This window comes from Peteryoungia algae (assembly GCF_030369675.1).
GTDB classification, from domain to species: domain Bacteria; phylum Pseudomonadota; class Alphaproteobacteria; order Rhizobiales; family Rhizobiaceae; genus Allorhizobium; species Allorhizobium algae.
On the sequence record NZ_CP128477.1, the window covers coordinates 1807545 to 1832686 of the forward strand.

Consider the following 25142-nt stretch of genomic DNA (forward strand, 5'->3'; position numbering starts at 1 on the left):
CCCCGAGGCGAGTTTACCTGCCGGCAACCGTCCGCGACGCCCGACAGGCTCGCGGTCACTCACCCCAGCCGACGATACCCTTGACTTCGAGGAAATCGTGAATGGCCCAATCGGCATATTCGCGACCATTGCCCGATTGCTTGTAGCCGCCGAAGGGAGCGGCCGTATCCCAGTCGGGATAATTGAGATAAACCGAGCCCGCCCGCATCCGGGCCGCCACCCGGCGCGCATGTTCGATGTTTTCGGACTGCACATAGGCTGCGAGACCATAAACGGTGTCATTGGCGATCTCGATCGCCTGCTCTTCCGTCTCGTAGGGCATGATCGACAGCACCGGCCCGAAGATCTCCTCGCGCGCGATCGTCATGTCAGGCGTGACATGGCCGAAGATGGTCGGGCGGACATAATAGCCGCGATTGAGCCCCTCGGGACGCCCGGGACCACCGCTGACGAGCAGCGCGCCCTCCTCGATCCCCACCTCGATCAGCCGCTGGATCTTGTCGTATTGCATGTCGCTGACGACAGGTCCGAGCACTGTATCCGGTGCCTGGGGATCACCCACCTTGTATTTCTCGGCGGCCTGTCTGGCGATCTGCAAGGCCTCGTCGTGGCGGTCCGCCGGCACCAGCATGCGGGTCGGCGCATCGCAGGACTGGCCGGAATTGCCGAAGCAGCCCTCGACGCCCTTGCTTACCGCCGTGACAAGATCGGCATCCGGAAGAATGATATTGGCGGACTTGCCCCCCAGTTCCTGCGCGACGCGCTTGACCGTATCGGCGGCCGTCTTGGCGACAATGATACCGGCGCGGGTCGATCCGGTGAAGGAAACCATGTCGACATCGGGATGACCCGCCATGACTTGACCGACCTCCAGGCCGCGACCATTGACGAGGTTGAAAACGCCCTTTGGTGTACCGGCAGCTTCCATGACCTCGGCGAAGATCAGGCCGGAAATCGGCGCGATCTCGGACGGTTTGAGAACCACCGTGCAGCCCGCGGCAATGGCCGGGGCGACCTTGCAGACGATCTGGTTGAGGGGCCAGTTCCAGGGCGTAATCAAGGCACAGACGCCGATTGGCTCCCTGACGATCCGGGTCGTGCCGCGCTGCTCGGAAAAATTGAAGGTCTTGAAGGCCGCGATCGTCGCTTCCAGATGCGCCCGTCCTGCCCAGGCCTGCGAGTCCCGGGCGAAGGCAAGTGGCGCACCCATTTCCCGACTCACTGCCTGCGCAATATCCTCGAAACGAGCGTTGTAGGCCTCGAGAATCCGTTCCAGCAGCGCCAGTCGCTCCGCCCTGTCTGTCTGCGAGAAGCTTGTGAACGCCGCCTTTGCCGCAGCCACGGCGCGGTCCACATCGGCCTTGGCCCCGACAGAGATCGTCGTGAACGGCTCCTCTGTCGCCGGATCGGAGACGTCGAGGACAGCCGGGACAATGGGATCCACCCAAGCGCCGTCTATGAAGAATTTCAGATGCTTGGACATACAGACTCCACTTGGGGAAGAATTGACTGTTTCGAACTATTCTTCACGGGATCGATCTCGGCAAGTCCGCAAGACGGCTCGTTGCCCTTTTTCCCAACGAGAATGGAAAGATCAGCGTTCCAGACCATCGAGCAACCTGTACCAGGCAACATGGGCGGCAATCCCGATGCGCCGAAAGCGATTGAGGGGGATGCCGTGAAGCGGCGAGATTGGCAGGGGCAGCATGCCGGGGTCGCCTGTCGCGACATAGTGCGCAATCGGCTCACCGAGCGAGACCATGAGCCCGATGCCTCGCCCCTGGCAGCCGGCCACCATGAGCAGCCCAGGCTCCGGCTCGTGCAGATGCGGAAGATGATCGGGCGTCATGGCGACACGCCCGAACCAGCGATGCGAAATCGCAACGTTGGACAGCATCGGATAGAGCCGCAGCAACGCCCGCTCCAGATGCACCCAGTCTTCGGCCGTGCGCGGCGGACGCATCGACCCGCGACCACCCAAGACGAGGCGACCATCCGGGCTGCGACGGTAATAGACGAGGATCCGCCGACTGTCGGACACCGCATGACGACCCGGCAGGATGGTGTCGAACTCTGGCGGCAGCGGCTCGGTGGCGATCTGGAAGGAATGCAACCAGACGAGGCTTCGTGCGAGCTTCGGGGAAAGCAGGCCGGAATAGGCATTCGTGGCAAGCAGCACTTTCCGGGCGCGAAGCGAGCGTCCGCTCCGGGTTCCCACCCGCCACGACGTCCCGTCACGGACGAGCGATGTCACCGGATCGCGGGTGGCAAGATCGGCGCCCGCCTCCGTCGCGATCCTCGCCAGTTCGTGCACCAGCGCCAGGGGATTGACGACACCCGCGCGCCGGTCAAGGAAACCGCCGCGATAGCCCTCGGAACCGATCAGCAGTGCGATCTCCGCCTGATTGAGCAATGCGACGTCAGCGCCCTGGGCTCGCCATTGGCGATTACGCTGCATGGCGGCCTGCAGTGCGGCTTCCGTATGCGCGGCCTGGATCCAGCCACAGCGCATGTGCTCGACGTCCAGCCTTTCGCGCGCGATCAGGTCGAAGACGACGTCGGCCGTCCTGGCGGCAAAGCGGGTGAGTTGCTTGCCGTCTTCGTCGCCGAACAGGGTGATCAACAGCTCCGGATCCTGCTTCAGCCCGGGGATGACCTGTCCGCCATTGACCCCGGATGCGCCCGTGCCGATGTCGCCCGCCTCGATGACCTGGACCGAAAGCCCCGCGCGCGCAGCATGCAGCGCGGTCGAAAGCCCCTGATATCCGGCGCCGACCACGACGAGATCGACAGTGCCCTCGGCGAACCGGCAGGCAATCGGCGAAACGGGCCGTCGCCAGACAGGCGAAACCGACAATGAGGGCTGCATGAAGCTTAGACCTGCGCCACGATGGAAAGATCGTGGCGCAATCTGCATTGGCTGAAAAAAAGAGACAATAGACGTCAGGCTGTATTTTGGCGCCACGGTAGAGTGAAGCATCGCTACTTAAGAAGAGCGTGAAAGACTTTTCGCGAAACGATATCAGGGCGTCGCGGGCAATTGCCAATCAATGGCGTTTCTGCCCTGCGCCACCAGATAATCATTGGCCTGAGAGAAGTGGCGGCAGCCGAAGAAGCCGTTATGCGCAGACAGCGGCGAAGGATGCGGCGCCGTCAGCACCCGATGCCGCGCCCGGTCGACGAAGGCGGCCTTCTTTTGCGCATAGGCCCCCCAGAGCATGAAGACGACATGTTCGCAGTCCAGATTGACGGCCCGGATCACCGCATCGGTGAATGTCTCCCAGCCCTTCCCCTGATGGGAGGCCGCACGGGCTTCTTCAACCGTGAGCACGCTGTTGAGCAGCAGGACGCCCTGCCGGGCCCAATGTTCGAGGAAACCGTGGCGCGCTGGCGGGATGCCGAGATCGCTCTGCATCTCCTTGTAGATGTTAACGAGAGACGGCGGGACCCGCACGCCCGGCTGCACACTGAAGCAGAGGCCATGGGCCTGGCCCGCGCCGTGATAGGGATCCTGCCCGAGGATCACCACCCTGACGTCATCGAGCGGCGTGAGGTCGAGCGCACGAAAATACTCCACGCCCTTCGGGAAGATGTGCTTGCCATCAGCCTTTTCCCGCTGCAGGAAGGTCTTGAGGCCCTGCATGTAGGGACGACTGAACTCATCGCCCAGCGCGGCTTTCCAGCTGTCACCGAGCCTGACGTCCGCTTCGACCATTGCCGCCACTCCCCGTTCTCGGTTAGAAGGCAAGGATAGAATCCCCGTGACCGGGTCTGTCAACCTTCCGTCGACCGGAGCACACAAGAGAACCGTGAAGCCTTTCCTCAGACTGTGGCGCCGCCACCGGATCCTCACTTCGGCCTTCGTGCTGGCGATGGCGCTCGCGATCTTCTTCGCCGGGCGGACAATCCTGTTCGTCATCTACTGGGCAGACCCGGCGCGTCAGGAGCTGCCGCCCGAACCCTGGATGACGATCGGCTATGTTGCCCATTCCTGGCACGTGCCGGTAGAGAAGCTCGCCGGTGACCTCGATCTTCCGCCCCCGCCCAAGGACGGCCCCCGCCCGTCGCTGGAGCGGCTTGCCGACGAGCGCGGCCAGAGTTTTGAAGAATTCAAGGCTGAGATCGAGGATTCGCTTGCCGATCTCCGCCGCCGAGGTCCGCCGAAATGACCCTGACCGAGACGCTGCTCGCGTCGCTGCCGTCCTACGGACTGTCCCTGCTCGGTCTCGTTGTCTGCGCCAGCTGCCTCGGCGCACCGCTGCCAGCCTCCATCGTGATGATGCTGATGGGCGCCCTTGCCGCAGCCGGCGACTTTACCCTCTGGATCGTGATTGCGGTCGCCCTCGCCTCGGCCGTCTTCGGCGACCAGTTGGGCTATATGCTGGGCTGGACCGCAGGGCGTCGGCTGGTCCCGATCGTCGCCCGCAATCCGGCGCGACGCAAGGCGATCGAACGGGCGCAGCGCGAAATGGACGAGCGCGGCAATATGGCCGTCTTCCTGACGCGCTGGCTGCTCTCTCCGCTCGGCCCCTATCTCAACCTGATGGCTGGCGCCTCTGGCTTCTCTTGGGCGCGCTTCACACTGGCCGGCATCCTCGGCGAAACGGTCTGGGTCGGGCTTTATACGGGCCTCGGCGCGAGCTTCAGCGAAAGCGTCACCGAGATCGCGGAAATCAGCGGCAGCATCAGCGGTTTCCTGGCCGCGGGCGCGGTTGCGGCGATCCTCGGCTTCAAGTTGCTGCAGGCGCTGCGATCCAAGGACTGAAGCCTGCGACTTTGCGGGCCGCTACGGGCTTCGCCGAACTGTCACACAGCGATGTTATCCGAAGCTGAGATACCGGAGACTCGCCATGACACTATTGATCTGGTTCGCCGCGCTCGCACTATTCGCCCAGCTGGCAAGCATCGCCCTCGTCATTGCGGTCAAACTGCGCCACCGGGAGCGCGAACACCGTCCCTCGGCCCGCCCGCCGGTCACCCTGATCCGTCCGATCTGCGGCCTGGAAAACAATCTCGAACGCTGCCTCGCCTCAACCTTCGAACTTGACTGGCCCGTCTATGAAATTCTCTTCTGTGTCTCCAGGGCCGATGACCCCGCAGCATCCCTCGCCCGCCGGCTGATTGCAGAGCACCCGCATATTGCAGCGCGCCTGCTGGTCGGCGAAGACCTGTTCAGCGCCAATCCGAAGCTGAACAACGTGGTCAAGGGTTGGCGCACCGCTCGCCATGACTGGATCGTCATGACCGACAGCAATGTCCTGATGCCGTCGGACACCATCGAGCGAATGATGGCGCGTTGGGACAGCGAGACGGGCCTCGTCTGCTCGCCACCGGCCGGCACCGAGCCGGAGAATTTTGGCGCCCGTCTTGAAAGCGCCTGGCTCGACAGTTTCCAGGCACGCTGGCAGCTTTTTGCCGATGCCGCGGGCTTCGGCTTCGCCCAGGGCAAGTCGATGCTGTTCAGCCGCCAACTGATCTCGCATCTCGGCGGTTTCGAGCGGCTCGGCGAAGAGGTGGCCGAAGACGCCGCCGCGACGATCCTGATCCGCAGTGTCGGCCTCAAGGTCCGCCTCGTGCACCAGCCCTTCCCGCAACCGCTCGGAAGGCGCGACATTGGAGCCGTCTGGAAGCGCCAGCTGCGCTGGGCGCGCCTGCGCCGCGCCTCCTTCCCGGTCTATTTCTTGCCGGAAATCCTCATCGGCGGCGCCCTGCCGACAGCAGCCGTCATCGCACTGGCCGCAACCGGCACCCTGCCTGCCGCAGCTCCACTCGTTTACCTCGCCGCCTGGTATGCCGGCGAGCTCCTGCTCGCCCGTACCTATGGCTGGCCCAGCGAGTGGCGCATCCTGCCGGCCATGCTGACCCGCGACCTCCTGTTGCCAGCCCTCTTCGTCACCGCCTGGTTCGGCAGCGGTTTCGAATGGCGCGGCAATGCCATGACGGTCGCCGACAATGACAATACCCGCAGCGCACGCCTCCGAAAGGCCGTAGCCCGCACCAGGGACAAGGCCCGCGAGAAAGCCCGCGCGCTCGTCACCGCCCGCAGCCACTGACTACCCCTATCGGACAGACAAAAAAGCGGGCAGGACCGCACGTCACGATCGCTGCCCGCAGCAGGGAGGTAGTCTTTGCCGGTCAGATGCTGCCTTGGCCCATCTGTTCGGCGATGTAATCCGCCTGACGGATCGCAAGAGAGACGATCGTCAGGGTCGGATTCTCGGCTGCCCCGGTGGTGAACTGGCTACCATCGGAGACGAAAAGGTTGCTGATGTCGTGGCTCTGGCCCCACTTGTTGACGACGCCATCCTCAGCCTTCTCGCTCATGCGGTTGGTGCCGAGATTATGGGTCGACGGATAGGGCGGCGTCGGGAAGGCACGGGTTGCGCCAACGGCTTCATAGATTGCCACACCCTGTTTGTAGGCATGGTTGCGCATGGCCTCGTCGTTCGGATGGTCCGTGAACCAGACATCAGGGATGGGCATGCCGTATTTGTCCTTCAGCTCGCCATGCAGCTTTACCGCATTCTGTTCCTGCGGCATGTCCTCGCCGACGATCCACAGACCCGCCATATTGGCATACTGGTCCATGGCGGACGCGAACGACCGGCCCCAGCCGCCCGGATCGAGGAAGGCTGCCATGAAGGGGATGCCGAGCGCCAGCGTCTCCAGCTCATAGCCGCCGACGAAGCCGCGCGACGGATCGTGCCGGGCCTCGTCACGGACGATGCCGGCCATGGTCGTGCCGCGGTAGAAATGCACCGGCTTTTCGAAAACTGCATAGACCGAGCCGGTCGTGTGGCGCATGTAGTTCTTCCCCACCTGCCCCGACGAGTTGGCCAGACCATCGGGGAACCTGGACGATGCGGAGTTGAGCAGCAGGCGCGGGCTTTCGATCGAATTGCCGGCGACGCAGATGATCCGGGCCTTCTGGCTCTGCAGATTGCCATCCTTGTCGGCATAGACGACCGCCGTCACCTTGCCGCTGTCATCATGCTCGATCTTGACGACGTGCGAATTCGGCCGGACTTCCAGCTTGCCCGTGGCCTCCCCCTTCGGGATTTCGGTGTAGAGCGTCGACCATTTGGCGCCCCACTTGCAGCCCTGGAAGCAGAAGCCGGTCTGCTGGCAGCTCATCCGGTCGTCGCGATCAGCCGAGTTGATCGCCATATTGCCGGTGTGACACTCCTTGTAGCCAAGCTTGTCGGCACCGGCCTTCAGGATCTTGAAGTTGTTGTTGCCCGGCAGCCCCTCGATACCGTTGGTGCGGGTCACTCCCATCTTGTCTTCGGCCTTGGCATAATAGGGCTCGAGGTCGGCCAGCGTGATCGGCCAGTCGAGCAGATTGGCGCCTTCCACCTTGCCGTAATTCGTCAGCGTCTTGAATTCATGCTCCTGAAAGCGGAGCGAGGCCCCCGCCCAGTGGGTGGTCGTGCCGCCGACGGCTTTGACGATCCAGGCCGGCAGATTGGGAAAGTCCTTCGAAACCCGCCAGCCACCACCGGTGGTGCGGTTGTCCAGCCAGGCGAGCTGGGAAAAGCTTTCCCATTCGTCATTGATGAAATCCTCGTATTCGATGCGGGCGCCGGCCTCGAGCACGACCACATCGATGCCCTTCTGGGCAAGCTCGTTGGCAAGCGTGCCGCCGCCTGCACCGGAACCGATGATGACGACCACGCTGTCGTCGTTGAGATCATAGGGCGCTGCCATGTTTTCCTCCCGGGAAATCGGTCATTGGGGTAAGCGCCGCCGTTCCCATCCGCGATGGGCCTCCTTCCGGCGACGATGAATGCGTGTCCTGGGGCTAGCTCAGAGCCAGGTGATGTCGTCGAATCCGCGCTCGATATAGCCGCCCTTGGAATAGGACTCGCCTTCGTAGCCGAAGATCGGCCAGATCTCCTTCTGGTTATAGAGGCTGACCACGAGGTCGCCTCGCACCGCCTGGAAGAAGGGTGTCGTCTCGATGTCGCGCAGGATGGCGACACGATCGTCTTCCCAGCCGAGGCCGCGATAACCACCGGCACCGGCTCTGCTGTCGAGATCGGCAATGCCCTCTTCGATCAGCATCTTGTGCTTCTCGTCCTTGCCGGCCATCGTGTCCTGGCCCTTGACGGCCGCGGCATAGAAACGGTCGGCAAGCTGGTCATGCGGATAGATGTCGCGCGCCATCTTGATCAGCGTCGCGAGCGTGTCCGGCTTCAAAGCCGTTGCTTCCAGGCCCCAGGCCTGGTCGGGACAGATGACCGCCGTGCCCGTGACCATCAGCACGGCACCGGCCGCACCCGTCTTCAGAAGCTGGCGACGGGACATGCCCCCGCTCTTGTCGAGTATCGTAACCACGTCATTCTCCTCCCATGAGATGATGCGCGACGGCGTTGCACCGTCACCCTTGGAAGGCGCGATCCCGCGCCCGCCGGCTGCTGGAAAATGAGGCCGAGGGCTCCTCTTCCCCCGGCCTCACGATCACTTGTACCGTCCGTGCCGCTGCAAGACCTCGATCTTGTAGCCGTCTGGATCCGTGATGAAAAAGAAGCGAGCGAGCAGCGCCCCGTCCCGGTTGAACTCGACGATCTTGTTCGGGTTCAATCCCAGATCCGTCAGGCGCTTGTGCTCGGCATCGAGATCGGAAACGCTCAACGCCAGATGGCCGTAGCCATTGCCGAGCTCATAGGCCTCCTCGCGGCCCTTGTTGACCGTGAGCTCCAGCTCGAACTCGCTTTCCGAATTGCTGAGATAGATGAGCGTGAAGGTTTCAAAGTCGAGACGCTCCGCGATCTCGAGGCCGAAGGCCTGAGTGTAGAAGGAAAGCGAGCGCTCCTCCTCCAAGACGCGGATCATCGAATGGATCATTTTCGCCAATGGGCTGCTCCTCGCATGCTGACAGCTGTCATGGAAAGAGGATGTCGCGATTTGCCGGAAGGCTGGTAGCAGCCCATTACCGCAGCCGAATTTTTTCGCCGACAGATGTGTCCATTCTTCGCACCCGGGCGAGGCAGTTTAGAAAAGACGGAAATTGACCACAGCAGCGGCGCGCAACATAATGCTCAAAAGACTGCAGACCGAAAAAACGGATACCAGGGAGGAGCATGCCATGTGTGAAGTCTTCGCAGGACAGGACCCGTCCCGCTACCGCGCCGTCAACCGCTCGGTCCGCATCGGTGGCCATTCCACCAGCATCCAGCTCGAAGCCGCCTTCTGGGTGCTGATCGACGAGATCGCAGCCAGCCAGAATTTCTCGACATCCCGCTTCCTGTCGACGCTCTACGACGAAGCCCTTGAGATCAATGGCGCAGTGTCGAACTTCGCCTCGCTCCTGAGAACGAGCTGTCTCATCTACCTGATGAGCAAGGCGCAGAACCCGGGTGCCCCGCAGGAATTCCACATCATCGCCGCCGAGTGATCTGAGCAGGGAAACGCGGCACGCTCAGGCAATCGCCTGGATGGCCGCGACGACCTCGTCCTCGATCGTGATGCCCGCGACCGCGGCGCTCCGGGACAGATCCTGCCCGCGCCGCCCGGGAATGCGCGTCCCCTCCTGCGCACCGATCTCCTCGGCCAGCAAAGCCAGTCGCGACAACACGCCGGGGCCACCCGTCGCCACCGGATCGATGGCGATGATCGTCTGGCCAAGCGCCACCGGCGGCCCCCGGTCGTCGAACAGCGAAGATGCCTCGAAGGCATAGTTGGCGCCGGTGAGGCCGGCCGAGAGGATCTCGACCATCATCGCGAGGGCAGCCCCCTTCGCGCCCCCGAGGGGCGCCATGAAGCCGTCCATCGCAAGGTTCGCATCCGTCGTCGGTTGACCATCGGCATCGAAGGCCCAATCGTCGGGAATAGCCTCGCCCTTCTGTCGTGCCGCCATGATCTTGCCGCGCGCCACTTTCGAAAGCGCCAGATCGACAATAACAGGATCGCCATTCTCGATCGGCACGGCAAAGGCGATGGGGTTCGTGCCGTAAAGCGCCTTGTTGCCGCCCCAGGGCGCCATGGAGGCCGGCGCATTGGCAAACATCATCGCCGCCAGACCTTGCTCGGCAAAGCGCGCGACCGTCAGGCCCATGACCCCGGCATGGTGCGAGCGGTGAATGGTGGCGATCGCAATGCCCTGCTCGCGCGCGATGGCGGGCAGCATCTCGACCGCAAGATCGAGCGCCGGATAGGCATATCCGTTCATTGCATCGATGGTCAGCACACCCGGCCTCGGGCGCTGGGCCCGGGGCTCTGCCCCGCCATCGACCTTGCCGGCCCGCGCCTGGGCGCTATAGGCCTCGACCCGGCGCAGACCATGACCACCCTGCCCGGCGGCTTCGGCGGCCACCAGTGCGCGAGCGACGGAGCGGGCATTGGCATCATTGACGCCGCAACGGGCAAGGGCGCCGACGATCAGCATCTCGGCTTCTGCAAGTTTGAGTTTCATTGAAGATCCATGGACATGTGGCGGGAAAGCAGGATCAGCCGCGCATCGACGCTGCGAGATTGGCGGCCGCCGCGGCCAGGAGACTGACATCGGTCGAGGAGGCGAGGAAACGGATGCCGGCCTTGCGCGCCATGGAGAGCATGGCGGGATCGCCGGACATGATGCCGGCCGGTTTGCCTGCAGCGACGGCCTTGCCGATCACGGTTTCGACCGCCTGCATGACCTCCGGATGCGTGGGATTGCCACGATGGCCCATGTCGGCCGCCAGATCTGCGGGGCCGACGAGGATCGCATCCACACCCGACGTGGCAATGATCGCATCGGCATTTTCGACCCCGAGCCGGCTCTCGATTTGCGCGATGAGGCAGACCTCGGCATTGGCTGTCTCGGCGTAATCGCTGATTCGGCCGAAATCCGAGGCACGGCCGAGGCTCGCGCCCATGCCTCTGACGCCCTCGGGCGGATACCGGAACGCCTTGGCCAATCGCTCGGCCTCTTGCCTTGTCTCGACCATCGGGATCATCACCGTCTGTGCGCCGATATCCAGCGCCTGCTTGATCAGCCAGGTCTCGCCGACCGGCAGACGCACGACCGGATGGGCCGGATGGCGGGCAACGGCCGCCAGCTGGGCGGCCATCAGCGGAATGTCATTGGGTCCATGCTCACCGTCGATCAGGATCCAGTCGAAACCCGCACCCGCGCAGACTTCAGCGACATGCGGGCTCGCCAGCGCCACCCAGAACCCGACAAGGATGTCGTCCGTCTCGCGCAGGGCGGCCTTGAAGGCATTCTTGGGGGCGGGCATGGGCATTCTCCTGCTGCGGAAGGTGATTGGGCGCGGCGTGTTCGATGCGCAAGATGCGCCTCGGCTGACGGGAACCGCAAGGGCCAATCGAGCGGCTTCGGTACGGACGACAATTGCAAGCGGAGTTGAAGCCGGACGGCGCTCCGTGATAGGGGCAGCCGATCATCACGGCAGGAATTGACCCATGCTTCCCTGGATCCAGCTCGATACGGCCAAGATACCCGGAGGCGGCGAATTGCGCCTAAAGAGCCGGGGATCGGAATTCTCCATCATGCTCGGCACCAACGAGCTGATGAACAGCCGCCTCAGCGGCTCGGAGGAGGCGCTCGCCACCCTGGCTTTCGAGCGGATCTCCAACCATAAGCGCCCGCATATCCTGATCGGCGGCCTCGGCATGGGCTTCACGCTGCGCGCCGCTCTCGACGTCCTGCCTGAGGTTGCCAAGGTCACCGTCGCCGAACTCGTGCCCGCCGTCGTCGACTGGGCGCGCGGACCTATGGCCGAGATCCATGCCGGCAGCCTCGATGACCCGCGCGTGACTGTCCATGTAGGGGACGTGGGCGCCTTGATTTCGAAATCAAAGGGCCAGTTCGACGCCATCCTGCTCGATGTCGACAATGGCCCTGATGGCCTCACACGGGAGGCGAACGACGGCCTCTATTCCCATGATGGGCTACGCAAATCCAGGGACGCGCTTACCCGAGGGGGCGTGTTGGGGGTCTGGTCACAGGGTCCCGATCAACACTTCACACGCCGCTTGAAGGACTGCGGCTATGGCGCAGAAGAGATTCCGGTCCGCGCCGGAAAAACCGGTCGCGGCAAGAAGCACATGATCTGGATGGCGACGAACGGGCCCCTGGCTCAGAAGGGCTGACGTCAGCCCCAAAGTCCGCGCGGCGGCAGCGGCATGATCGCGCCGTCATAGGCAATGGCCGGCTCGCGATCCCGCGCCAGAAGCAGCGGTCCGTCGAGGTCGACAAAGGCGGCCCCCTGCCCGATCAGGAAGGCCGGGGCCATGGCAAGCGAGGTGCCGACCATGCAGCCGACCATGATCTCGAAACCGGCCTCGACCGCCGCATCGCGCATCAGAAGCGCCTCGGTCAGCCCGCCCGTCTTGTCGAGCTTGATGTTCACCGCATCATACTTGCCCTTCAGGCCGCCAAGCGACGCCGTGTCGTGACAGCTCTCGTCGGCACAGACCGGCAGGATGCGTTCGAGGCCGCGCAGGGCCCCGTCATCGCCGGCCGGGAATGGCTGCTCCACGAGCATCACCCCGAGATCGAGAAAGACCGGCGCCAGCGCCTTGTATTGATCGATGCTCCAGCCCTCGTTGGCGTCGACGATGATGGCGGAGTTCGGTGCACCCGTCCTGACGGCCCGGATGCGCTCGACATCACCCTCGCCGCCCAGCTTGACCTTCAGCAGCGGTCGGTGCGCCTCCTTCTTTGCCGCCGCCTGCATGCTGTCTGGCGTGCCGAGCGACAGCGTGTAGGTCACCGACAGCGGCTTCGGCTCTTGTAACTTTGCAAGTTGCCAGACCGGCAGCCCCGCTTGCTTCGCCTCCAGATCCCAGAAGGCGCAGTCGAGCGCATTGCGCGCCGCCCCGGGCGTAAGCCTGCTCTGCAACCCCGACCGGTCGAGACCTGCGGCCACATCCGACACGAGTGCTGTGAGCTGCGCGACGACACTCTCTACCGTCTCGCCGTAACGCGCATAGGGCACGCATTCGCCCTGCCCCACATGAACGCCATCCGTCAGCCGGACCGTGACCACCTTCGCCTCGGTCTTCGAGCCGCGCGAGATCGTGAAGCTGCCTGATATCGGAAAGCTCTCACGGGTGACGGTCATCTGGACGGGCATGCTGGGTCCTCCTTGCGGGTCACCCCGCGAATCGCTGCTCTTGCACGAAGAAGCAATCCTTTCTATATCCGTCAACTAAAGGACCGGTACCGGCAGCGCGCGAATACGCCCGCAAGGCCTGAAGCCAGATCCCCGCAATGGGCGGGATAAACGGTCGCATGAAGCACAGAGACGAAGCCCGTGAACACGCTGGATTTTGACAAGAGACCGGAAGATACGCGCGTTGTCGTCGCCATGTCGGGCGGCGTGGATTCCTCCGTCGTCGCCGGCATCCTGAAGCGCGAGGGTTATGACGTCCTCGGCATCACGCTGCAGCTCTACGACCATGGCGCCGCCGTCCACCGCGCCGGCTCCTGCTGCGCCGGCCAGGACATCGACGATGCCCGCCGCGTCTGCGAAACGCTCGGCATTCCACACTACGTGCTCGACTACGAACAGCGCTTCCGCGACACGGTCATCAACCCGTTCATGGAAAGCTATGTTGCCGGCGAAACGCCGATCCCCTGCGTTGCCTGCAACCAGACGGTCAAGTTCGCCGATCTGCTCGCGACCGCAAAGGAACTCGGCGCCGACGCACTCGCGACCGGCCATTACATCCGCTCGAAATCCGTGCCGCTCGCCAATGATCCCGGTCACCGCGCCCTCTTCCGGCCGATCGATTCGGAGCGCGACCAGAGCTATTTCCTCTTTGCCACCACGCAGGAGCAGATCGACTATCTGCGCTTCCCGCTCGGCGCCATGTCGAAGGCGGAAACCCGTGTGCTCGCCGAAGACATGGGCCTCGTCGTCGCCCAGAAGGCCGACAGCCAGGACATCTGTTTCGTGCCCCAGGGCAAATATGCCGACGTGATCAACAAGCTGAAGCCGAATGCAGCACTTGCCGGTGACATCGTGCATCTCGACGGTCGCGTACTCGGCAACCACGAAGGCATCCTGCATTACACGATCGGCCAGCGGAAAGGCCTGGGCGTCGCTACCGGTGAGCCGCTCTACGTCATCTATCTCGACGCCCGCTCGCGCCGCGTCATCGTCGGCCCGAAGGAAGCGCTGGAAACCCACCGCGTCTATCTGCGCGATATCAACTGGCTCGGCGACCGCACGCTGGCCGAAGACGCGGCCGAAGGCCTCGCCTGCTTCGCCAAGGTCCGCTCCACCCGCCCGCCGACACCGGCAGTCCTGCATGCCGACGACCGCGGCATCTATGTCGATCTCGAAATCGGAGAAGCCGGCGTCGCCCCCGGCCAGGCCTGCGTGCTCTATTCGGCAACCGGCGCCGACGCGCGCGTCTATGGCGGCGGCTTCATCGAGCGCTCGGAACGCTCCGGCGCCGCGGAAGCCTCGCTGAAGGCGCTTCTCGCCAGCCCCGTCGCCGCCTGAGGCCAAGGCATTCGGGCCGCAACGGAGGACTTCTCCCAAGCCAGTGGAAAGCCACGCTGTTTTTGGCCAAACCGCGCTTGACTTTGATCGGAGCCTCGCCTTATAAGCCGCCCATCGCTTCGGACGGGCCGCCACGGCCCATCAGGTTTCCGAATGTGTGGCGGGATAGCTCAGGTGGTTAGAGCGTGGGATTCATAACCCCAAGGTCGGCGGTTCAAGTCCGCCTCCCGCTACCAAAATCTCCTCAGTTTCCAAATGCTTGAGACGGTTCATTGAATCGGCGCAGCATTGCCGCGCCGTTCATCGTTTGCGATTCTTGACGCCCAACCCATTTCCCGCAAGGATTGCACCAGTCGTTGTTGAAACGCGATTGGATGATATGACATGGCCAACAATACGCCGAAGCGCCGCGTTCCGATGGCAGCCGCCTTGAAAGACAGTGATGGGGGTGGCACATTTGATGCCATGGAACAGCGCGTCAAAGCTTTCGAAGACGACATGAAGCGGGTCCTGCAGGACACAGCCGAGATCAAGGGCATGCTGCGCGCAGCCCCGTCCGCGATCGAATTCGGCGAGTTGAAAGGCCGCGTGAACAGCCTGCCCACCATGGGCAAGGCCGCTGCCATGCTGTCGATTGCAACGGCCGTGATTGTCATCCTGAACAACTAGACGGCAGTGCGTTCCTGGCTGGTCGGCTAGGCCGCCCTCACCGCGCCGCCCAAACCAACCCCCGCCGCACGATCTCCCGCATCTGCGGCACCTCGAACTCCGCCGCCTGGTGGCCGAGCGAGGAATAGAACACCCGGCCCTGCCCGTGGCGACGCTTCCAGACGACCGGCATCACATGCCCGTCGATCCAGGCATCATGCTCGCCGGTAAAGGTGGTTGTTGCCAGGACCTCGTTGTTGGGGTCGACATGCATGTAATACTGCTCGGAGCGATAGGGGAAATCGCCGATGCCGGAGACGAGCGGGTCCTCGGGCTTCACGATATTGACCGTGTAATCATAGATATTGCCGGGATGGGCGACCCACTGGCCGCCGATCATGTATTGATACTGCACGCAGTCGCGAAAGCTGTCGCCTGCCTGGCCGTGGAAGCCGCCGAGCCCGACGCCGCCGCGGATGGCGAGCTCCAGGTTCTCGATTTCGGGCTTCTCGATTCTGGTCATCGTCAGCATCGGCACGATGAGGCTGTAGTCGCGGATATCAGGGTCGGCAAAGGCCTCCGTGCCCGCTTCGACGCGAACGGAAAAGCCCTCCGCTTGCAGCATGTCGGAGACGACGGCGGCGCATTGTTCGGGCTCGTGTCCATCCCAGCCGCCCCAGCAAATCAGAACCTGACGCATGTGAAATTCCCTGTTTTGTCTTTAGCGGCCGATCAGGCCATCGATGAGCGACTGTTCAAGCGGCGCCGGCCGCTCAACGCTGGTGGTGATGGCGACCGTCTCGCCCCGGTCCGAGGCCGTCTGGAAGGCCTCCATGACCTCAAGCACATGCAGCGCCAGATCGCCATTCGCCCGATGCGGCCGGTTCGACAGAATGGCATGCGCCATGTCGGCGACGCCGAGCGAGCGCCAATTCCCATCGGAGTAGGGCAGCGTTACCGGCTTGCCTTGCGCCTCGCCGGTCAGCGGCAGGACGAAGACATCGCCGCCGAAATGATTGGGATCCGGCACGATCAGCGTGCCATCGGTGCCATAGACTTCGAGCGGCTTGTGCCCGTGGGCGGCGACATCGAAGCTCATGGAGATCTGCACCACAGCCCCATTCGCAAAGGACATGAGCCCCGCGACATGGGTCGGCACATGCACCGGGATCGTCTCGCCCCGGCGCGGCTCGCTGCCGATCTTCCTGATGTCCCGCACCTTGGTGGCAAAGCCCGCGACCTTCGCGACCGGGCCGAAGAGATTGACGAGATCGGTGATGTAGTACGGCCCCATGTCGAGCATCGGCCCGCCACCCGCCTCGTAGTAGAAATCCGGATTGGGATGCCATCGCTCATGGCCGGGGCACATGAAGAAAGCCGTCCCACCAATCGGCTGCCCGATCACGCCCTGGTCAATCAGCCCGCGTGCCGTCTGATGCGCGCCGCCGAGAAAGGTATCGGGCGCCGAGCCGACCCTGAGATTGAGCGACTTTGCTGTCTCGACGAGCCGCTTGCCCTCGGCAAAAGTGACGCCGAGCGGTTTCTCCGAATAGACATGTTTGCCGGCGGCAAGCGCCTTCAGACCCACATCGACATGCGCCTTGGGGATCGTCAGGTTGACGATGATGGCAATGTCGGGATCGGCATGAAGCTCATCGATGGTGCGCGCGGGCACGCCGAATTCCGCGGCCCGGCTTGCGGCGAGATCGCTGTTCAGATCGGCAATGCCGCAAACCTTGAGAATAGGAAAATGCTGGAGCGCCTTGAGATAGGCGCCTGAAATATTGCCGCATCCGATGATGCCGACGCCGACGTGCTGCATGCCTTGGAATCCTCACTCCCGGACCGGGGTCCACCTGCGATCGACGGGCAAGGACGTGTTCGTCCCTCCTCGTTGCCCGAAGATCGGCCGGCAGACTGGGTGCAAATGCGACGGAGGTCAACGCCTCATTGTATTGGATTGACCGTCTGTCGACAGGCATCTTCGCAGGCCCGGCAGGCCTCCGCACAGATCCGGCAATGGGCATGCATCTCGGCATGGCGGCCGCATTCCTCGGCGCAGGCCGCACAGGCGCGCGCGCAGGCTTCAACGAGCCCCTGCAGCACCTGCGCATTGCGCCCCGTGCGGCGGATGGCGGCCCGTCCGGTGGCAAGGCAGATATCGGCACAGTCCTCATTCAACCGGACGCACTGGCGCAGATCGGCCACCATGTCTTCTGCAAGGCAGGCATCCGCGCAGGAGATGCACGTCTGCGCACACTCGAAGCAGGCATCGATGCAGGCGATCAGCGCATCATTTGCCTCCCCATTCATCGAGGGGTGGGTTTCGATCATGGCTCGGATGGACATGGGTCTCGTCTCCTGTCTGTTTTCGGTCATGGAAGGGGAACCCGGGCGGGCGCGCAGTGTTCCACACCCCGGATCGGGGGAGGCGAGATCAGGGGCCAAAGGGAAAACCTTTCGTTAAATTTTAATGAATAGAATGGCAGGCCTGTAGCGAGGTTTTGTCATGCGTACCGCTCTCATATCCGCCCTCGGCGTCATGCTGACGCTGTCGGCCTGTGCCAAGCCGCCATCCCAGACCCGCAATGCCTGCGCGATCTTCGAGCAGCGCGACGGGCTGTTCAACAACTGGCGCCGCGCCGCCGTTGCCACCGAGCGCGAATACGGGGTCCCGGTCCCGATCCTGATGGCGACGATCTATACGGAATCGAGTTTCCGCCACAACGCCAAGCCCCCGCGCAAGATGATCCTCGGCTTCATTCCGGGCAAGCGTGCGTCTTCGGCATACGGCTATTCGCAGGCGCTTGATGGCACCTGGGAACGCTACCAGAAGGAAACCGGTCGCTGGGGTGCCCGCCGCACCGACTTCGCCGACGCCATCCGTTTCATCGGCTGGTACCACCGCGAGAGCGCGACAAAGGTCAACATCCCGCTCAACGACCCCTACAAGCTCTACCTCGCCTATCACTCCGGCCACACCGGCTATCTGCGCGGCGCCTACAACAAGCGCCCCGAGGCTCTGCGCGGTGCAAAGCGCTTCACCGACATCACCTATACCTACGCCAAGCAATTGCAGCAGTGCCCGGGCTAAGGGTGCCGGGGTCGATCAGGTCTGCACGCTAAAATGCAAAAAGCCTCCCCACCGTGACCGATGGGGAGGCTTTTTCATTCAATAGCGTAAGGATCAGTTGGCGCTCTGGATCGCCGAAATCTGCCACAGGGTGGATGGACGACGGGCAAAGGTCCAGAGCTCGACCGACTCCGCCGGCGTGTTCGGATCACCCTCGACGACTGCACCCGTCTGACGGTCGACGACATAGTCGATCGCTTCGTAGCGCATGGCAACGGTGGCATACTCCATCTTGTCCTCGGCCCAGCTTTCCGCCACGTCGCCTTGAACCAGACGGACGTCGCGCACCGTGTTCCGGACGCCCTTCGTCGCGTTCTCGCTCAATTCCTCGGCGAGATAGGACATGGCTTCAGGCGTCGTGATCCGGCGCAGCGCGCCGTAATCTTCCTCCGCATAGGCCCGCTGCATCTCCTGCAGCAATTCCTCGAAGCGCTCCAGATCGCCAGGCGTAATACCGAGTTCATCGGCCTTACCCGAACGGGCGGCAGAAGCGCTGGCGGCGGCACCGCCACCGATCTTCGGGATCTGGAAGCTCGGACGCGGCTGGTCGCCGCTCTGATTGTCGCGTGACATGCCGCCAAAGCCACCGAAGCCCGGCGCATTGCCGGCGCCGGACGCTTCAGGCTGGCGATTGGCGAACATGCGCATGGCAAAGCGGATCAGGAAGAAGATCAGCAGGCCCTGCAGGAGAAGGCCGAGGAAGCCGAAGCCGCCGCCGAAACCCGTTCCCATCAGCATGCCGAACAACCCGCCGAGAAGCAGACCGCCCATCAGACCGCCGGCAAGGCCGCCGAACAGGCCACCCGGACGTGCTGCCTGGTTGGCCGCCGTCGACTGGGCAGCACCGGGCTGTGTCGCATTGGTGCGTGGGGTCATCGTCCGCTCGATCGGAGCGGATGGCGTCGGCGCCGTGCGCGTGATCGCAGGCTGATTGAAGGTGCGCGTGCCACGGCTGCCGAAGCCGCCTGAAGCGCGACGCGCTTCGGCGAAATCGACGGCCATCAGTGTGACCATCATGCCGAGCGCGAGCGTCGCTGAAATCTTTGCGTATTGCCGCATGCGTGTTTCCTGTCCTCCTCGAAACAGTCCCGATGCCCTATGGAGGGCTTGGCTCCCATATGGAGAGAGCTCACTCTCTTTTGAAGAGTGAGCCCTGCGATTTCCATTGAATTTCAAGTGATCGGGATCAGCCATTGAGCCAGAACTTGATGATCAGTCCGATGATCGAAATGGCAAGGACCCCGCCGGCCCAGAGGCCGACGAACCACAGGAGACGGCTGGCAATGATGCGCTTGTCCATCAGTGATAGCCCTCGTCCGGATCGAGCTTGCCGCGGAAGACCCAATAGGCATAGGCCGTATAGCCGAGAATCATCGGCACGAGCACGACCGCTCCATAGAGCAGGAAGGCCAGACTTTCATCCGGCGCTGCCGCCTCCCAGATCGTGACGGAGGACGGCACGATGTAGGGATAGAAGCTGATCCCGATCCCGGCATAACCAAGCACGAAGAGCCCGAGAGCCGCAAGGAACGGCCTGGCGTCGTGCCCCGCCTTCAGCCCGGTGACGATCAGGTAGAGGCAGCCCAGCACGAGCGCGGGCACGATGATCGAGAAGATCAGGGTCGGGTAGCCGAACCACCGCTCAAAATAGATTGGCTCGAGCCAGGGGGTCCACAGGCTGAAGATGCCCATGGCGCCGACGGTGGCAAAGGACAAGGGAAGCGCCAGGGATCGGGCACGTTCAGCCAGATCGCCACTGGTCTTCATTACAAGCCATGTCGCCCCGAGAAGCGCATAGCCGATGACCAGCGCCAGGCCGGTCGCCAGCGAAAACGGGGTCAGCCAGTCCCACCAGCCCCCCGCATAGGCGCGGTTCTCGACGGGAATGCCCTGGACCAGCGCGCCGAGCGCCACCCCCTGGAAGAAGGCCGCGACGACAGAGCCACCGGTAAAGGCCCAGTTCCAGAGATACTCGGCCTTTTTTGTCCGCCAGCGATATTCGAAGGCGACGCCGCGGAATATGAGACCGAGCAACATGAGAACGATCGGGGCATAGATCGCGGGCAGGATCGTCGCATAGGCGAGCGGAAAGACGGCGAGCAGCCCTCCCCCGCCGAGCACCAGCCAGGTCTCGTTGCCGTCCCAGACGGGCGCCACCGAGTTCATCATCAGATCCTTCTCGTGCTTCTCCGGGAAGAAGGGAAAGAGGATCCCGACCCCGAGATCGAAGCCGTCAAGGATGACATAGGCGAGCACCGCAAAGGCGATGATGCCGGCCCAGATGAAGGGAAGATCAATGGGCATGTTTGCCTCCATGGTGACCGGGCTGCGCCGCCGGCGTAATGCCGGAAGAACGGATCGGGCCATCGTCGAGATCCGGCATCGGATCGTGCGGCAGGCGGCCCATCAGGCGCAGAATGTAGAAGGTGCCTGCACCGAAGACGATGAAATAGACCACGATGAAGGCGATCAGCGACGCCGCAACCGCAGGGGCCGCGATCGGCGAGATCGAATCCGCCGTCAGGAGGTGGCCATAGACCGTATAGGGCTGCCGGCCGACCTCGGTGGTGATCCAGCCGGCGAGCACGGCGACGAAGCCGGAGGGGCCCATGACGAGCGCGACACGATGCATCCAGTGGTTCTCGTAGAGCGTCCCCTTCCACCGGCACCACAAGGAAAACAGACCGACGCCGAGCATGGCGAATCCGATCGCCACCATGACGCGGAAGGACCAGAAGACGATGGCAACCGGCGGTTCCTTGTCGTCGGGGATCGTGTCGAGGCCATCAAGCGGGGCATTGAGATCATGCTTCAGGATGAGGCTCGAAAGCTTCGGGATCTGGATCGCGTAGTCGATGCGTTTCTCTTCCGTGTTCGGAATACCGAAGAGGATCAGTGGCGCGCCCTCCGGATGGCTGTCGAAATGGCCTTCCATGGCCATGACCTTGACCGGTTGATGCTCCAGCGTATTCAAGCCATGCGCATCACCGGCTGCGATCTGGATGGGGGCAACAATCGCCGCCATCCACATCGCCATCGAGAACATCACGCCCGCACGGCGTGGCGCCGTCCCCTTCAGCAGATGCCAGGCGCCGACCGCGCCGACGACAAAGGCGGTGGTGAGATAGGCGGCGATGACCATATGGGTCAGGCGATAGGGGAAGGAGGGGTTGAAGACGATCTTCCACCAGTCGACCGGCACGAACTGCCCGACATCGTTCATGGCGAAACCGTCCGGCGTCTGCATCCAGGAATTGACCGAGAGGATCCAGGTGGCCGAGATCAGCGTGCCGAAGGCAACCATCAGCGTGGCGAAGAAATGCAGACCCGGCCCGACTCGCTTGCGCCCGAAGAGCATGACGCCGAGGAAGCCGGCTTCCAGGAAGAAGGCAGTCAGCACCTCGTATCCCATCAGTGGTCCGATAACCGGTCCCGCCTTGTCGGAAAAGACCGACCAGTTGGTGCCGAACTGGTAGGACATCACGATGCCGGAGACGACCCCCATGCCGAAGGCGACCGCAAAGATCGTCTTCCAGAAGTCGAAGAGCTCCAGATAGACCTTGTCCTTTTTCCAGAGATAGAGGCCTTCGAGCACGGCGAGATAGCTCGCAAGCCCGATGGAAAAGGCGGGGAATATGATGTGGAACGATACGGTAAAGGCAAACTGTATGCGTGCCAGGAGTTGTGCGTCGAAGTTTTCGAACATGATCTGTCCTTTCCTCCTCTCCTCCCGGAGATGACGGTCATCAATTATAGCCTCGCATCGGAAAAACAATGCGACAAGCCGCCATGCGTCACATCAACGCATAGCGTTTTCCATATATTATGGAAACTGAGCCACCACCCGCAACAAACAAAGACGGCGCGGGTTTGATCCCGCGCCGTCTTTGTTGATGCATGATCGAACGTCGGTCAGTCGACGTTGAACACCAAAGGCTTGGCCTGCTTGACCGCCGGGTTGGCAATCAGCTGGTCGAGCACGGACTGATCCACCGGGCCGTCGACATAGAGAAGCGCAATCGCGTCGCCGCCTTCCTGGTCACGACCGAGCTGGAAATTCGCGATGTTAACCTTGGCATTGCCGAGCGTCGTGCCCATGAAGCCGATCATGCCGGGAACGTCGGTGTTGGAGATGTAGATCATGTTCTGACCGACATCGGCATCCATGTTGATGCCCTTGATCTGGATGAAGCGCGGCTTGCCGTCGGAGAAGACGGTGCCGGCGATCGACCGGGTCTGCTTCTCGGTCGTGACGGTGAGCTTGATGTAACCGTCGTAGACGCCTGTCTTGTCGCGCTTCACTTCCGAGACGATAACGCCCTTTTCCTTGATCATGATCGGCGCCGAAACCATGTTGACGTCGGCCACCTGCGGGCGAATGAGACCGGCCAGCAGCGCAGACGTCAGCGCCTTGGTGTTCATGCCGGAGGTCACACCGTCATAGAGGATCTCGATTTCCTTGATCGGGTTCTCGGTCATCTGGCCGGCAAAGGAGCCGAGCACGTCCGCAAGACGGATGAAGGGCTTGAGGATCGGCGCTTCCTCGGCGGTGATCGACGGCATGTTGATCGCGTTCGAGACGGCACCCTTGATGAGGTAGTCCGACATCTGCTCGGCGACCTGAAGGGCAACATTCTCCTGGGCTTCCGTGGTCGAGGCGCCGAGATGCGGCGTGCAGACGACGTTGGGCAGGCCGAAGAGCGGGCTTTCGGTTGCAGGCTCGACTTCGAAGACGTCGAAACCGGCACCGGCGACATGGCCGGACTTGATGGCATCGGCAAGGGCTGCCTCATCCACGAGACCACCACGGGCGCAGTTGATGATGCGCACGCCGGGCTTCGTCTTGGCAATGTTGTCCTTGCCGAGAATGCCGCGGGTCTTGTCGGTCATAGGCACATGCAGCGTGATGAAATCGGCGCGCGGCAGAAGCTCGTCCAGCTCGACCTTTTCGACGCCCATTTCCTGGGCACGCTCGGTCGACAGGAAGGGGTCATAGGCGATGACATGCATGCCGAGCCCGATCGCCTTCTTGCAGACGATGCCGCCGATATTGCCGGCACCGATCACGCCCAGCGTCTTGCCGGTGATCTCGACACCCATGAACTTCGACTTTTCCCACTTGCCGGCCTGGGTCGAGGCATCGGCCTGCGGCAGCTGGCGGGCAACGGCAAACATCAGGGCGATTGCGTGTTCGGCTGTTGTAATCGAGTTGCCGAAGGGCGTGTTCATCACGATGATGCCGCGCTTGGAGGCAGCCGGGATATCGACATTATCGACGCCGATGCCGGCGCGACCGATGACCTTGAGGTTGGTCGCAGCGGCGATCAGCTTTTCCGTCGCCTTGGTGGCGGAACGGATGGCGAGGCCATCATAGTTGCCGATGATTTCGGCGAGCTTTTCCTTGTCCTTGCCGAGCTTCGGCTGGAAGTCCACTTCAACGCCGCGATCACGGAAGATCTGGACGGCGGTTTCAGACAGTTCGTCGGATACGAGAACGCGAGGTGCCATGACGAGGCCTCCTTCAGAGAGTTCGTTTGAATGAGATGATGAGAATTCCGGGGCTCCGCCTCTGTGGCGGAGCCGAATTGATCAAGGATCAGGCGGCAGCCTTGGCCAGGGACGCCTTCTGCGTCTCGTAGGCGAAGGAAAGCCAGGGCATCAGCGCTTCCATGTCTGATGTCTCGATCGTCGCACCGGCCCAGATTCGAAGGCCAGCCGGCGCATCGCGGTAAGCACCGATGTCGAAGGCAACACCCTGCTTTTCAAGCGTGCTGGCAATGCCCTTGGCAAAGGCGGCCTGGGCATCCGCGTCGAGTGCTGTCACTGCGGGATCAACGATCTTGACGCAGACCGAGGTGTTGGAGCGCGTGGCATCATCAACGGCCAGATTGGCGATCCAGTCGTTCTTTTCGATAAAGTCGAAGATCACCTTGGCGTTCGCATCGGCACGGGCGATCAGCGCTTTGAGGCCGCCCAGCGACTTTGCCCACTTCAGCGCATCGACATAGTCCTCGACGCAGAGCATCGAGGGCGTGTTGATCGTCTCGCCGACGAAAATGCCTTCGATCAGCTTGCCGCCCGAGGTCATGCGGAAGATTTTCGGCAGAGGCCATGCCGGCACATAGGTCGTCAGGCGCTCGACAGCGCGCGGGGAAAGGATGATCACGCCGTGACCGCCCTCACCGCCCAGAACCTTCTGCCAGGAGAAGGTCGTGACATCGAGCTTGGAGAAATCCAGATCCTGCGCGAAAGCCGCGGAAGTGGCGTCGCAAATGGTCAGGCCCTTGCGGTCAGCCGGGATGAAGTCGGCGTTCGGAACGCGGACGCCCGAGGTCGTGCCGTTCCAGGTGAAGACGACGTCGCGGTCGAAATCGACAGCGGCGAGATCCGGCAGCAGGCCGTAATCGGCATTGAACTTGCGGACATCGGCGAGCTTCAGCTGCTTCACCACATCGGTGACCCAGCCAGCGCCAAAGCTTTCCCAGGAAAGCATGTCGACGCCACGTTCGCCGAGCAGCGACCACATGGCCATTTCGACGGCACCGGTGTCGGAGGCCGGAACAATGCCGATGCGGTAGTCAGCGGGCACGTTCAGAATTTCGCGGGTAAGGTCGATGGCCAGCTTCAGCTTTTCCTTGCCGACCTTGGCGCGGTGCGAACGACCGAGCGGGGCATCGGAAAGCGCATCGAGCGACCAACCGGGGCGCTTCGAACATGGGCCAGACGAAAAATGAGAGTTTGCCGGACGCGCGGCAGGGGCGATCACATCAGCCATATAGATACCCTTCCAGGTAATTAGCCTCTCGTTGGGGAGAGGTGTCCCGCCGTCGGAACTACTCTTGTCGGGCATGTCAGTCAAGCCGGCTCGCGTCGCGAAATGCCAAATTTTTGTTCCCTCCGCGCCC

General features: G+C 62.9%; 25 protein-coding genes and 1 tRNA gene. 9 read left to right on the forward strand and 17 right to left on the reverse strand.

Annotation, left to right across the window (positions count from 1 at the left end):
• Nucleotides 1–55 precede the first annotated feature (55 nt).
• The 3 genes from QTL56_RS08840 to ung form a co-directional block, all read right to left on the reverse strand.
• The gene (locus QTL56_RS08840) at nucleotides 56–1483 is read right to left on the reverse strand and encodes an aldehyde dehydrogenase family protein (RefSeq protein WP_245136212.1); all 1428 of its coding nucleotides are present in this window, start codon (nucleotides 1481–1483) and stop codon (nucleotides 56–58) included.
• Between the two features lie 111 nt (nucleotides 1484–1594).
• Nucleotides 1595–2869, reverse strand: a complete 1275-nt coding sequence (locus QTL56_RS08845; protein WP_245136210.1) for an NAD(P)/FAD-dependent oxidoreductase — start codon at nucleotides 2867–2869, stop codon at nucleotides 1595–1597.
• Nucleotides 2870–3022: 153 nt separating this feature from the next.
• Nucleotides 3023–3715: a uracil-DNA glycosylase gene (gene ung / locus QTL56_RS08850; RefSeq protein ID WP_245136208.1), complete on the reverse strand. Its 693-nt coding sequence runs from the start codon at nucleotides 3713–3715 to the stop codon at nucleotides 3023–3025.
• A gap of 46 nt (nucleotides 3716–3761) precedes the next feature.
• Between ung and QTL56_RS08855 the strand changes: the two genes are divergently transcribed.
• From QTL56_RS08855 to QTL56_RS08865, 3 genes are all read left to right on the forward strand, one after another.
• Nucleotides 3762–4169 carry a hypothetical protein gene (locus QTL56_RS08855; RefSeq protein ID WP_229574454.1) on the forward strand — a complete coding sequence of 136 codons (408 nt, stop codon included), beginning with the start codon at nucleotides 3762–3764 and terminating at the stop codon, nucleotides 4167–4169.
• Entirely contained in the window at nucleotides 4166–4765 is a 600-nt protein-coding gene (locus tag QTL56_RS08860; RefSeq protein WP_229574455.1) for a DedA family protein, read from the forward strand. Before QTL56_RS08855 ends, QTL56_RS08860 begins: the two co-directional genes overlap by 4 nt.
• An 85-nt stretch (nucleotides 4766–4850) precedes the next feature.
• Nucleotides 4851–6053: a ceramide glucosyltransferase gene (locus tag QTL56_RS08865; RefSeq protein WP_245136207.1), complete on the forward strand. Its 1203-nt coding sequence runs from the start codon at nucleotides 4851–4853 to the stop codon at nucleotides 6051–6053.
• 82 nt (nucleotides 6054–6135) lie between these two features.
• Here QTL56_RS08865 and QTL56_RS08870 read toward each other — a convergent pair whose 3' ends face one another.
• The 3 genes from QTL56_RS08870 to QTL56_RS08880 form a co-directional block, all read right to left on the reverse strand.
• The gene (locus tag QTL56_RS08870; protein ID WP_229574457.1) at nucleotides 6136–7707 is read right to left on the reverse strand and encodes a GMC family oxidoreductase; all 1572 of its coding nucleotides are present in this window, start codon (nucleotides 7705–7707) and stop codon (nucleotides 6136–6138) included.
• A gap of 99 nt (nucleotides 7708–7806) precedes the next feature.
• Nucleotides 7807–8337: a twin-arginine translocation signal domain-containing protein gene (locus QTL56_RS08875; RefSeq protein ID WP_229574458.1), complete on the reverse strand. Its 531-nt coding sequence runs from the start codon at nucleotides 8335–8337 to the stop codon at nucleotides 7807–7809.
• Between the two features lie 123 nt (nucleotides 8338–8460).
• On the reverse strand, nucleotides 8461–8856 hold the full coding sequence (locus QTL56_RS08880) for a VOC family protein (protein WP_229574459.1): 396 nt from the start codon (nucleotides 8854–8856) through the stop codon (nucleotides 8461–8463).
• A gap of 232 nt (nucleotides 8857–9088) precedes the next feature.
• Here QTL56_RS08880 and QTL56_RS08885 point away from each other — a divergent pair, with 232 nt between their 5' ends.
• Nucleotides 9089–9397 (forward strand): ribbon-helix-helix domain-containing protein, encoded by a 309-nt coding sequence (locus QTL56_RS08885; protein ID WP_229574460.1) that lies wholly within the window; start codon nucleotides 9089–9091, stop codon nucleotides 9395–9397.
• A gap of 24 nt (nucleotides 9398–9421) precedes the next feature.
• On the opposite strand, the gene QTL56_RS08890 is transcribed toward QTL56_RS08885, so the two are convergent.
• Together QTL56_RS08890 and QTL56_RS08895 are read right to left on the reverse strand one after the other, a co-directional pair.
• Nucleotides 9422–10414, reverse strand: a complete 993-nt coding sequence (locus tag QTL56_RS08890; protein ID WP_245136204.1) for an Ldh family oxidoreductase — start codon at nucleotides 10412–10414, stop codon at nucleotides 9422–9424.
• Between the two features lie 34 nt (nucleotides 10415–10448).
• The gene (locus QTL56_RS08895; protein ID WP_245136203.1) at nucleotides 10449–11219 is read right to left on the reverse strand and encodes an HpcH/HpaI aldolase family protein; all 771 of its coding nucleotides are present in this window, start codon (nucleotides 11217–11219) and stop codon (nucleotides 10449–10451) included.
• Nucleotides 11220–11403: 184 nt separating this feature from the next.
• Here QTL56_RS08895 and QTL56_RS08900 point away from each other — a divergent pair, with 184 nt between their 5' ends.
• Nucleotides 11404–12093 (forward strand): spermine/spermidine synthase domain-containing protein, encoded by a 690-nt coding sequence (locus tag QTL56_RS08900; protein WP_245136201.1) that lies wholly within the window; start codon nucleotides 11404–11406, stop codon nucleotides 12091–12093.
• A 2-nt stretch (nucleotides 12094–12095) separates the two neighbouring features.
• Here QTL56_RS08900 and dgcA read toward each other — a convergent pair whose 3' ends face one another.
• Nucleotides 12096–13079 (reverse strand): N-acetyl-D-Glu racemase DgcA, encoded by a 984-nt coding sequence (gene dgcA, locus QTL56_RS08905; RefSeq protein ID WP_245136199.1) that lies wholly within the window; start codon nucleotides 13077–13079, stop codon nucleotides 12096–12098.
• 180 nt (nucleotides 13080–13259) lie between these two features.
• Here dgcA and mnmA point away from each other — a divergent pair, with 180 nt between their 5' ends.
• The 3 genes from mnmA to QTL56_RS08920 all read left to right on the forward strand — a co-directional run bounded on the left by mnmA (nucleotide 13260) and on the right by QTL56_RS08920 (nucleotide 15125).
• Entirely contained in the window at nucleotides 13260–14456 is a 1197-nt protein-coding gene (gene mnmA / locus QTL56_RS08910) for a tRNA 2-thiouridine(34) synthase MnmA (protein WP_245136197.1), read from the forward strand.
• Between the two features lie 159 nt (nucleotides 14457–14615).
• A tRNA-Met gene (locus tag QTL56_RS08915) sits at nucleotides 14616–14692 on the forward strand.
• Nucleotides 14693–14840: 148 nt separating this feature from the next.
• Nucleotides 14841–15125: a hypothetical protein gene (locus QTL56_RS08920; protein WP_245136195.1), complete on the forward strand. Its 285-nt coding sequence runs from the start codon at nucleotides 14841–14843 to the stop codon at nucleotides 15123–15125.
• Between the two features lie 37 nt (nucleotides 15126–15162).
• On the opposite strand, the gene QTL56_RS08925 is transcribed toward QTL56_RS08920, so the two are convergent.
• The 3 genes from QTL56_RS08925 to QTL56_RS08935 form a co-directional block, all read right to left on the reverse strand.
• Entirely contained in the window at nucleotides 15163–15804 is a 642-nt protein-coding gene (locus tag QTL56_RS08925; protein WP_245136192.1) for a ThuA domain-containing protein, read from the reverse strand.
• A gap of 21 nt (nucleotides 15805–15825) precedes the next feature.
• Nucleotides 15826–16926, reverse strand: coding sequence for a Gfo/Idh/MocA family protein (locus QTL56_RS08930; protein ID WP_245136190.1), 1101 nt, complete (start codon nucleotides 16924–16926; stop codon nucleotides 15826–15828).
• A 125-nt stretch (nucleotides 16927–17051) separates the two neighbouring features.
• Nucleotides 17052–17453, reverse strand: coding sequence for a four-helix bundle copper-binding protein (locus QTL56_RS08935; protein WP_229574470.1), 402 nt, complete (start codon nucleotides 17451–17453; stop codon nucleotides 17052–17054).
• 160 nt (nucleotides 17454–17613) lie between these two features.
• On the opposite strand from QTL56_RS08935, the gene QTL56_RS08940 reads away from it, so the two are divergent.
• Nucleotides 17614–18198, forward strand: a complete 585-nt coding sequence (locus tag QTL56_RS08940; RefSeq protein WP_229574471.1) for a transglycosylase SLT domain-containing protein — start codon at nucleotides 17614–17616, stop codon at nucleotides 18196–18198.
• A gap of 93 nt (nucleotides 18199–18291) precedes the next feature.
• Here QTL56_RS08940 and QTL56_RS08945 read toward each other — a convergent pair whose 3' ends face one another.
• The 5 genes from QTL56_RS08945 to QTL56_RS08965 form a co-directional block, all read right to left on the reverse strand.
• Nucleotides 18292–19296, reverse strand: coding sequence for a Tim44 domain-containing protein (locus QTL56_RS08945; RefSeq protein ID WP_245136188.1), 1005 nt, complete (start codon nucleotides 19294–19296; stop codon nucleotides 18292–18294).
• Nucleotides 19297–19536: 240 nt separating this feature from the next.
• A complete protein-coding gene (gene cydB, locus QTL56_RS08950; RefSeq protein WP_229574473.1) occupies nucleotides 19537–20541 on the reverse strand; it encodes a cytochrome d ubiquinol oxidase subunit II in 1005 nt (334 codons plus the stop codon).
• A complete protein-coding gene (locus QTL56_RS08955; RefSeq protein ID WP_245136186.1) occupies nucleotides 20531–21943 on the reverse strand; it encodes a cytochrome ubiquinol oxidase subunit I in 1413 nt (470 codons plus the stop codon). Before QTL56_RS08955 ends, cydB begins: the two co-directional genes overlap by 11 nt.
• 206 nt (nucleotides 21944–22149) lie before the next feature.
• Nucleotides 22150–23745 carry a phosphoglycerate dehydrogenase gene (serA, locus tag QTL56_RS08960; protein ID WP_245136184.1) on the reverse strand — a complete coding sequence of 532 codons (1596 nt, stop codon included), beginning with the start codon at nucleotides 23743–23745 and terminating at the stop codon, nucleotides 22150–22152.
• An 88-nt stretch (nucleotides 23746–23833) separates the two neighbouring features.
• A complete protein-coding gene (locus QTL56_RS08965; protein WP_245136183.1) occupies nucleotides 23834–25012 on the reverse strand; it encodes a phosphoserine transaminase in 1179 nt (392 codons plus the stop codon).
• Between the last annotated feature and the right edge of the window lie 130 nt (nucleotides 25013–25142).

Coding starts and splice junctions, on each gene's coding strand:
- QTL56_RS08840 (WP_245136212.1), bottom strand. CDS start 1,483: ATGTCCAAGCATCTGAAATTCTTCATAGACGGCGCTTGGGTGGATCCC.
- QTL56_RS08845 (WP_245136210.1), bottom strand. CDS start 2,869: ATGCAGCCCTCATTGTCGGTTTCGCCTGTCTGGCGACGGCCCGTTTCG.
- ung (WP_245136208.1), bottom strand. CDS start 3,715: ATGGTCGAAGCGGACGTCAGGCTCGGTGACAGCTGGAAAGCCGCGCTG.
- QTL56_RS08860 (WP_229574455.1), top strand. CDS start 4,166: ATGACCCTGACCGAGACGCTGCTCGCGTCGCTGCCGTCCTACGGACTG.
- QTL56_RS08865 (WP_245136207.1), top strand. CDS start 4,851: ATGACACTATTGATCTGGTTCGCCGCGCTCGCACTATTCGCCCAGCTG.
- QTL56_RS08870 (WP_229574457.1), bottom strand. CDS start 7,707: ATGGCAGCGCCCTATGATCTCAACGACGACAGCGTGGTCGTCATCATC.
- QTL56_RS08885 (WP_229574460.1), top strand. CDS start 9,089: ATGTGTGAAGTCTTCGCAGGACAGGACCCGTCCCGCTACCGCGCCGTC.
- QTL56_RS08890 (WP_245136204.1), bottom strand. CDS start 10,414: ATGAAACTCAAACTTGCAGAAGCCGAGATGCTGATCGTCGGCGCCCTT.
- QTL56_RS08895 (WP_245136203.1), bottom strand. CDS start 11,219: ATGCCCGCCCCCAAGAATGCCTTCAAGGCCGCCCTGCGCGAGACGGAC.
- QTL56_RS08900 (WP_245136201.1), top strand. CDS start 11,404: ATGCTTCCCTGGATCCAGCTCGATACGGCCAAGATACCCGGAGGCGGC.
- dgcA (WP_245136199.1), bottom strand. CDS start 13,079: ATGCCCGTCCAGATGACCGTCACCCGTGAGAGCTTTCCGATATCAGGC.
- QTL56_RS08920 (WP_245136195.1), top strand. CDS start 14,841: ATGGCCAACAATACGCCGAAGCGCCGCGTTCCGATGGCAGCCGCCTTG.
- QTL56_RS08925 (WP_245136192.1), bottom strand. CDS start 15,804: ATGCGTCAGGTTCTGATTTGCTGGGGCGGCTGGGATGGACACGAGCCC.
- QTL56_RS08930 (WP_245136190.1), bottom strand. CDS start 16,926: ATGCAGCACGTCGGCGTCGGCATCATCGGATGCGGCAATATTTCAGGC.
- QTL56_RS08935 (WP_229574470.1), bottom strand. CDS start 17,453: ATGTCCATCCGAGCCATGATCGAAACCCACCCCTCGATGAATGGGGAG.
- QTL56_RS08940 (WP_229574471.1), top strand. CDS start 17,614: ATGCGTACCGCTCTCATATCCGCCCTCGGCGTCATGCTGACGCTGTCG.
- QTL56_RS08945 (WP_245136188.1), bottom strand. CDS start 19,296: ATGCGGCAATACGCAAAGATTTCAGCGACGCTCGCGCTCGGCATGATG.
- cydB (WP_229574473.1), bottom strand. CDS start 20,541: ATGCCCATTGATCTTCCCTTCATCTGGGCCGGCATCATCGCCTTTGCG.
- QTL56_RS08955 (WP_245136186.1), bottom strand. CDS start 21,943: ATGTTCGAAAACTTCGACGCACAACTCCTGGCACGCATACAGTTTGCC.
- serA (WP_245136184.1), bottom strand. CDS start 23,745: ATGGCACCTCGCGTTCTCGTATCCGACGAACTGTCTGAAACCGCCGTC.
- QTL56_RS08965 (WP_245136183.1), bottom strand. CDS start 25,012: ATGGCTGATGTGATCGCCCCTGCCGCGCGTCCGGCAAACTCTCATTTT.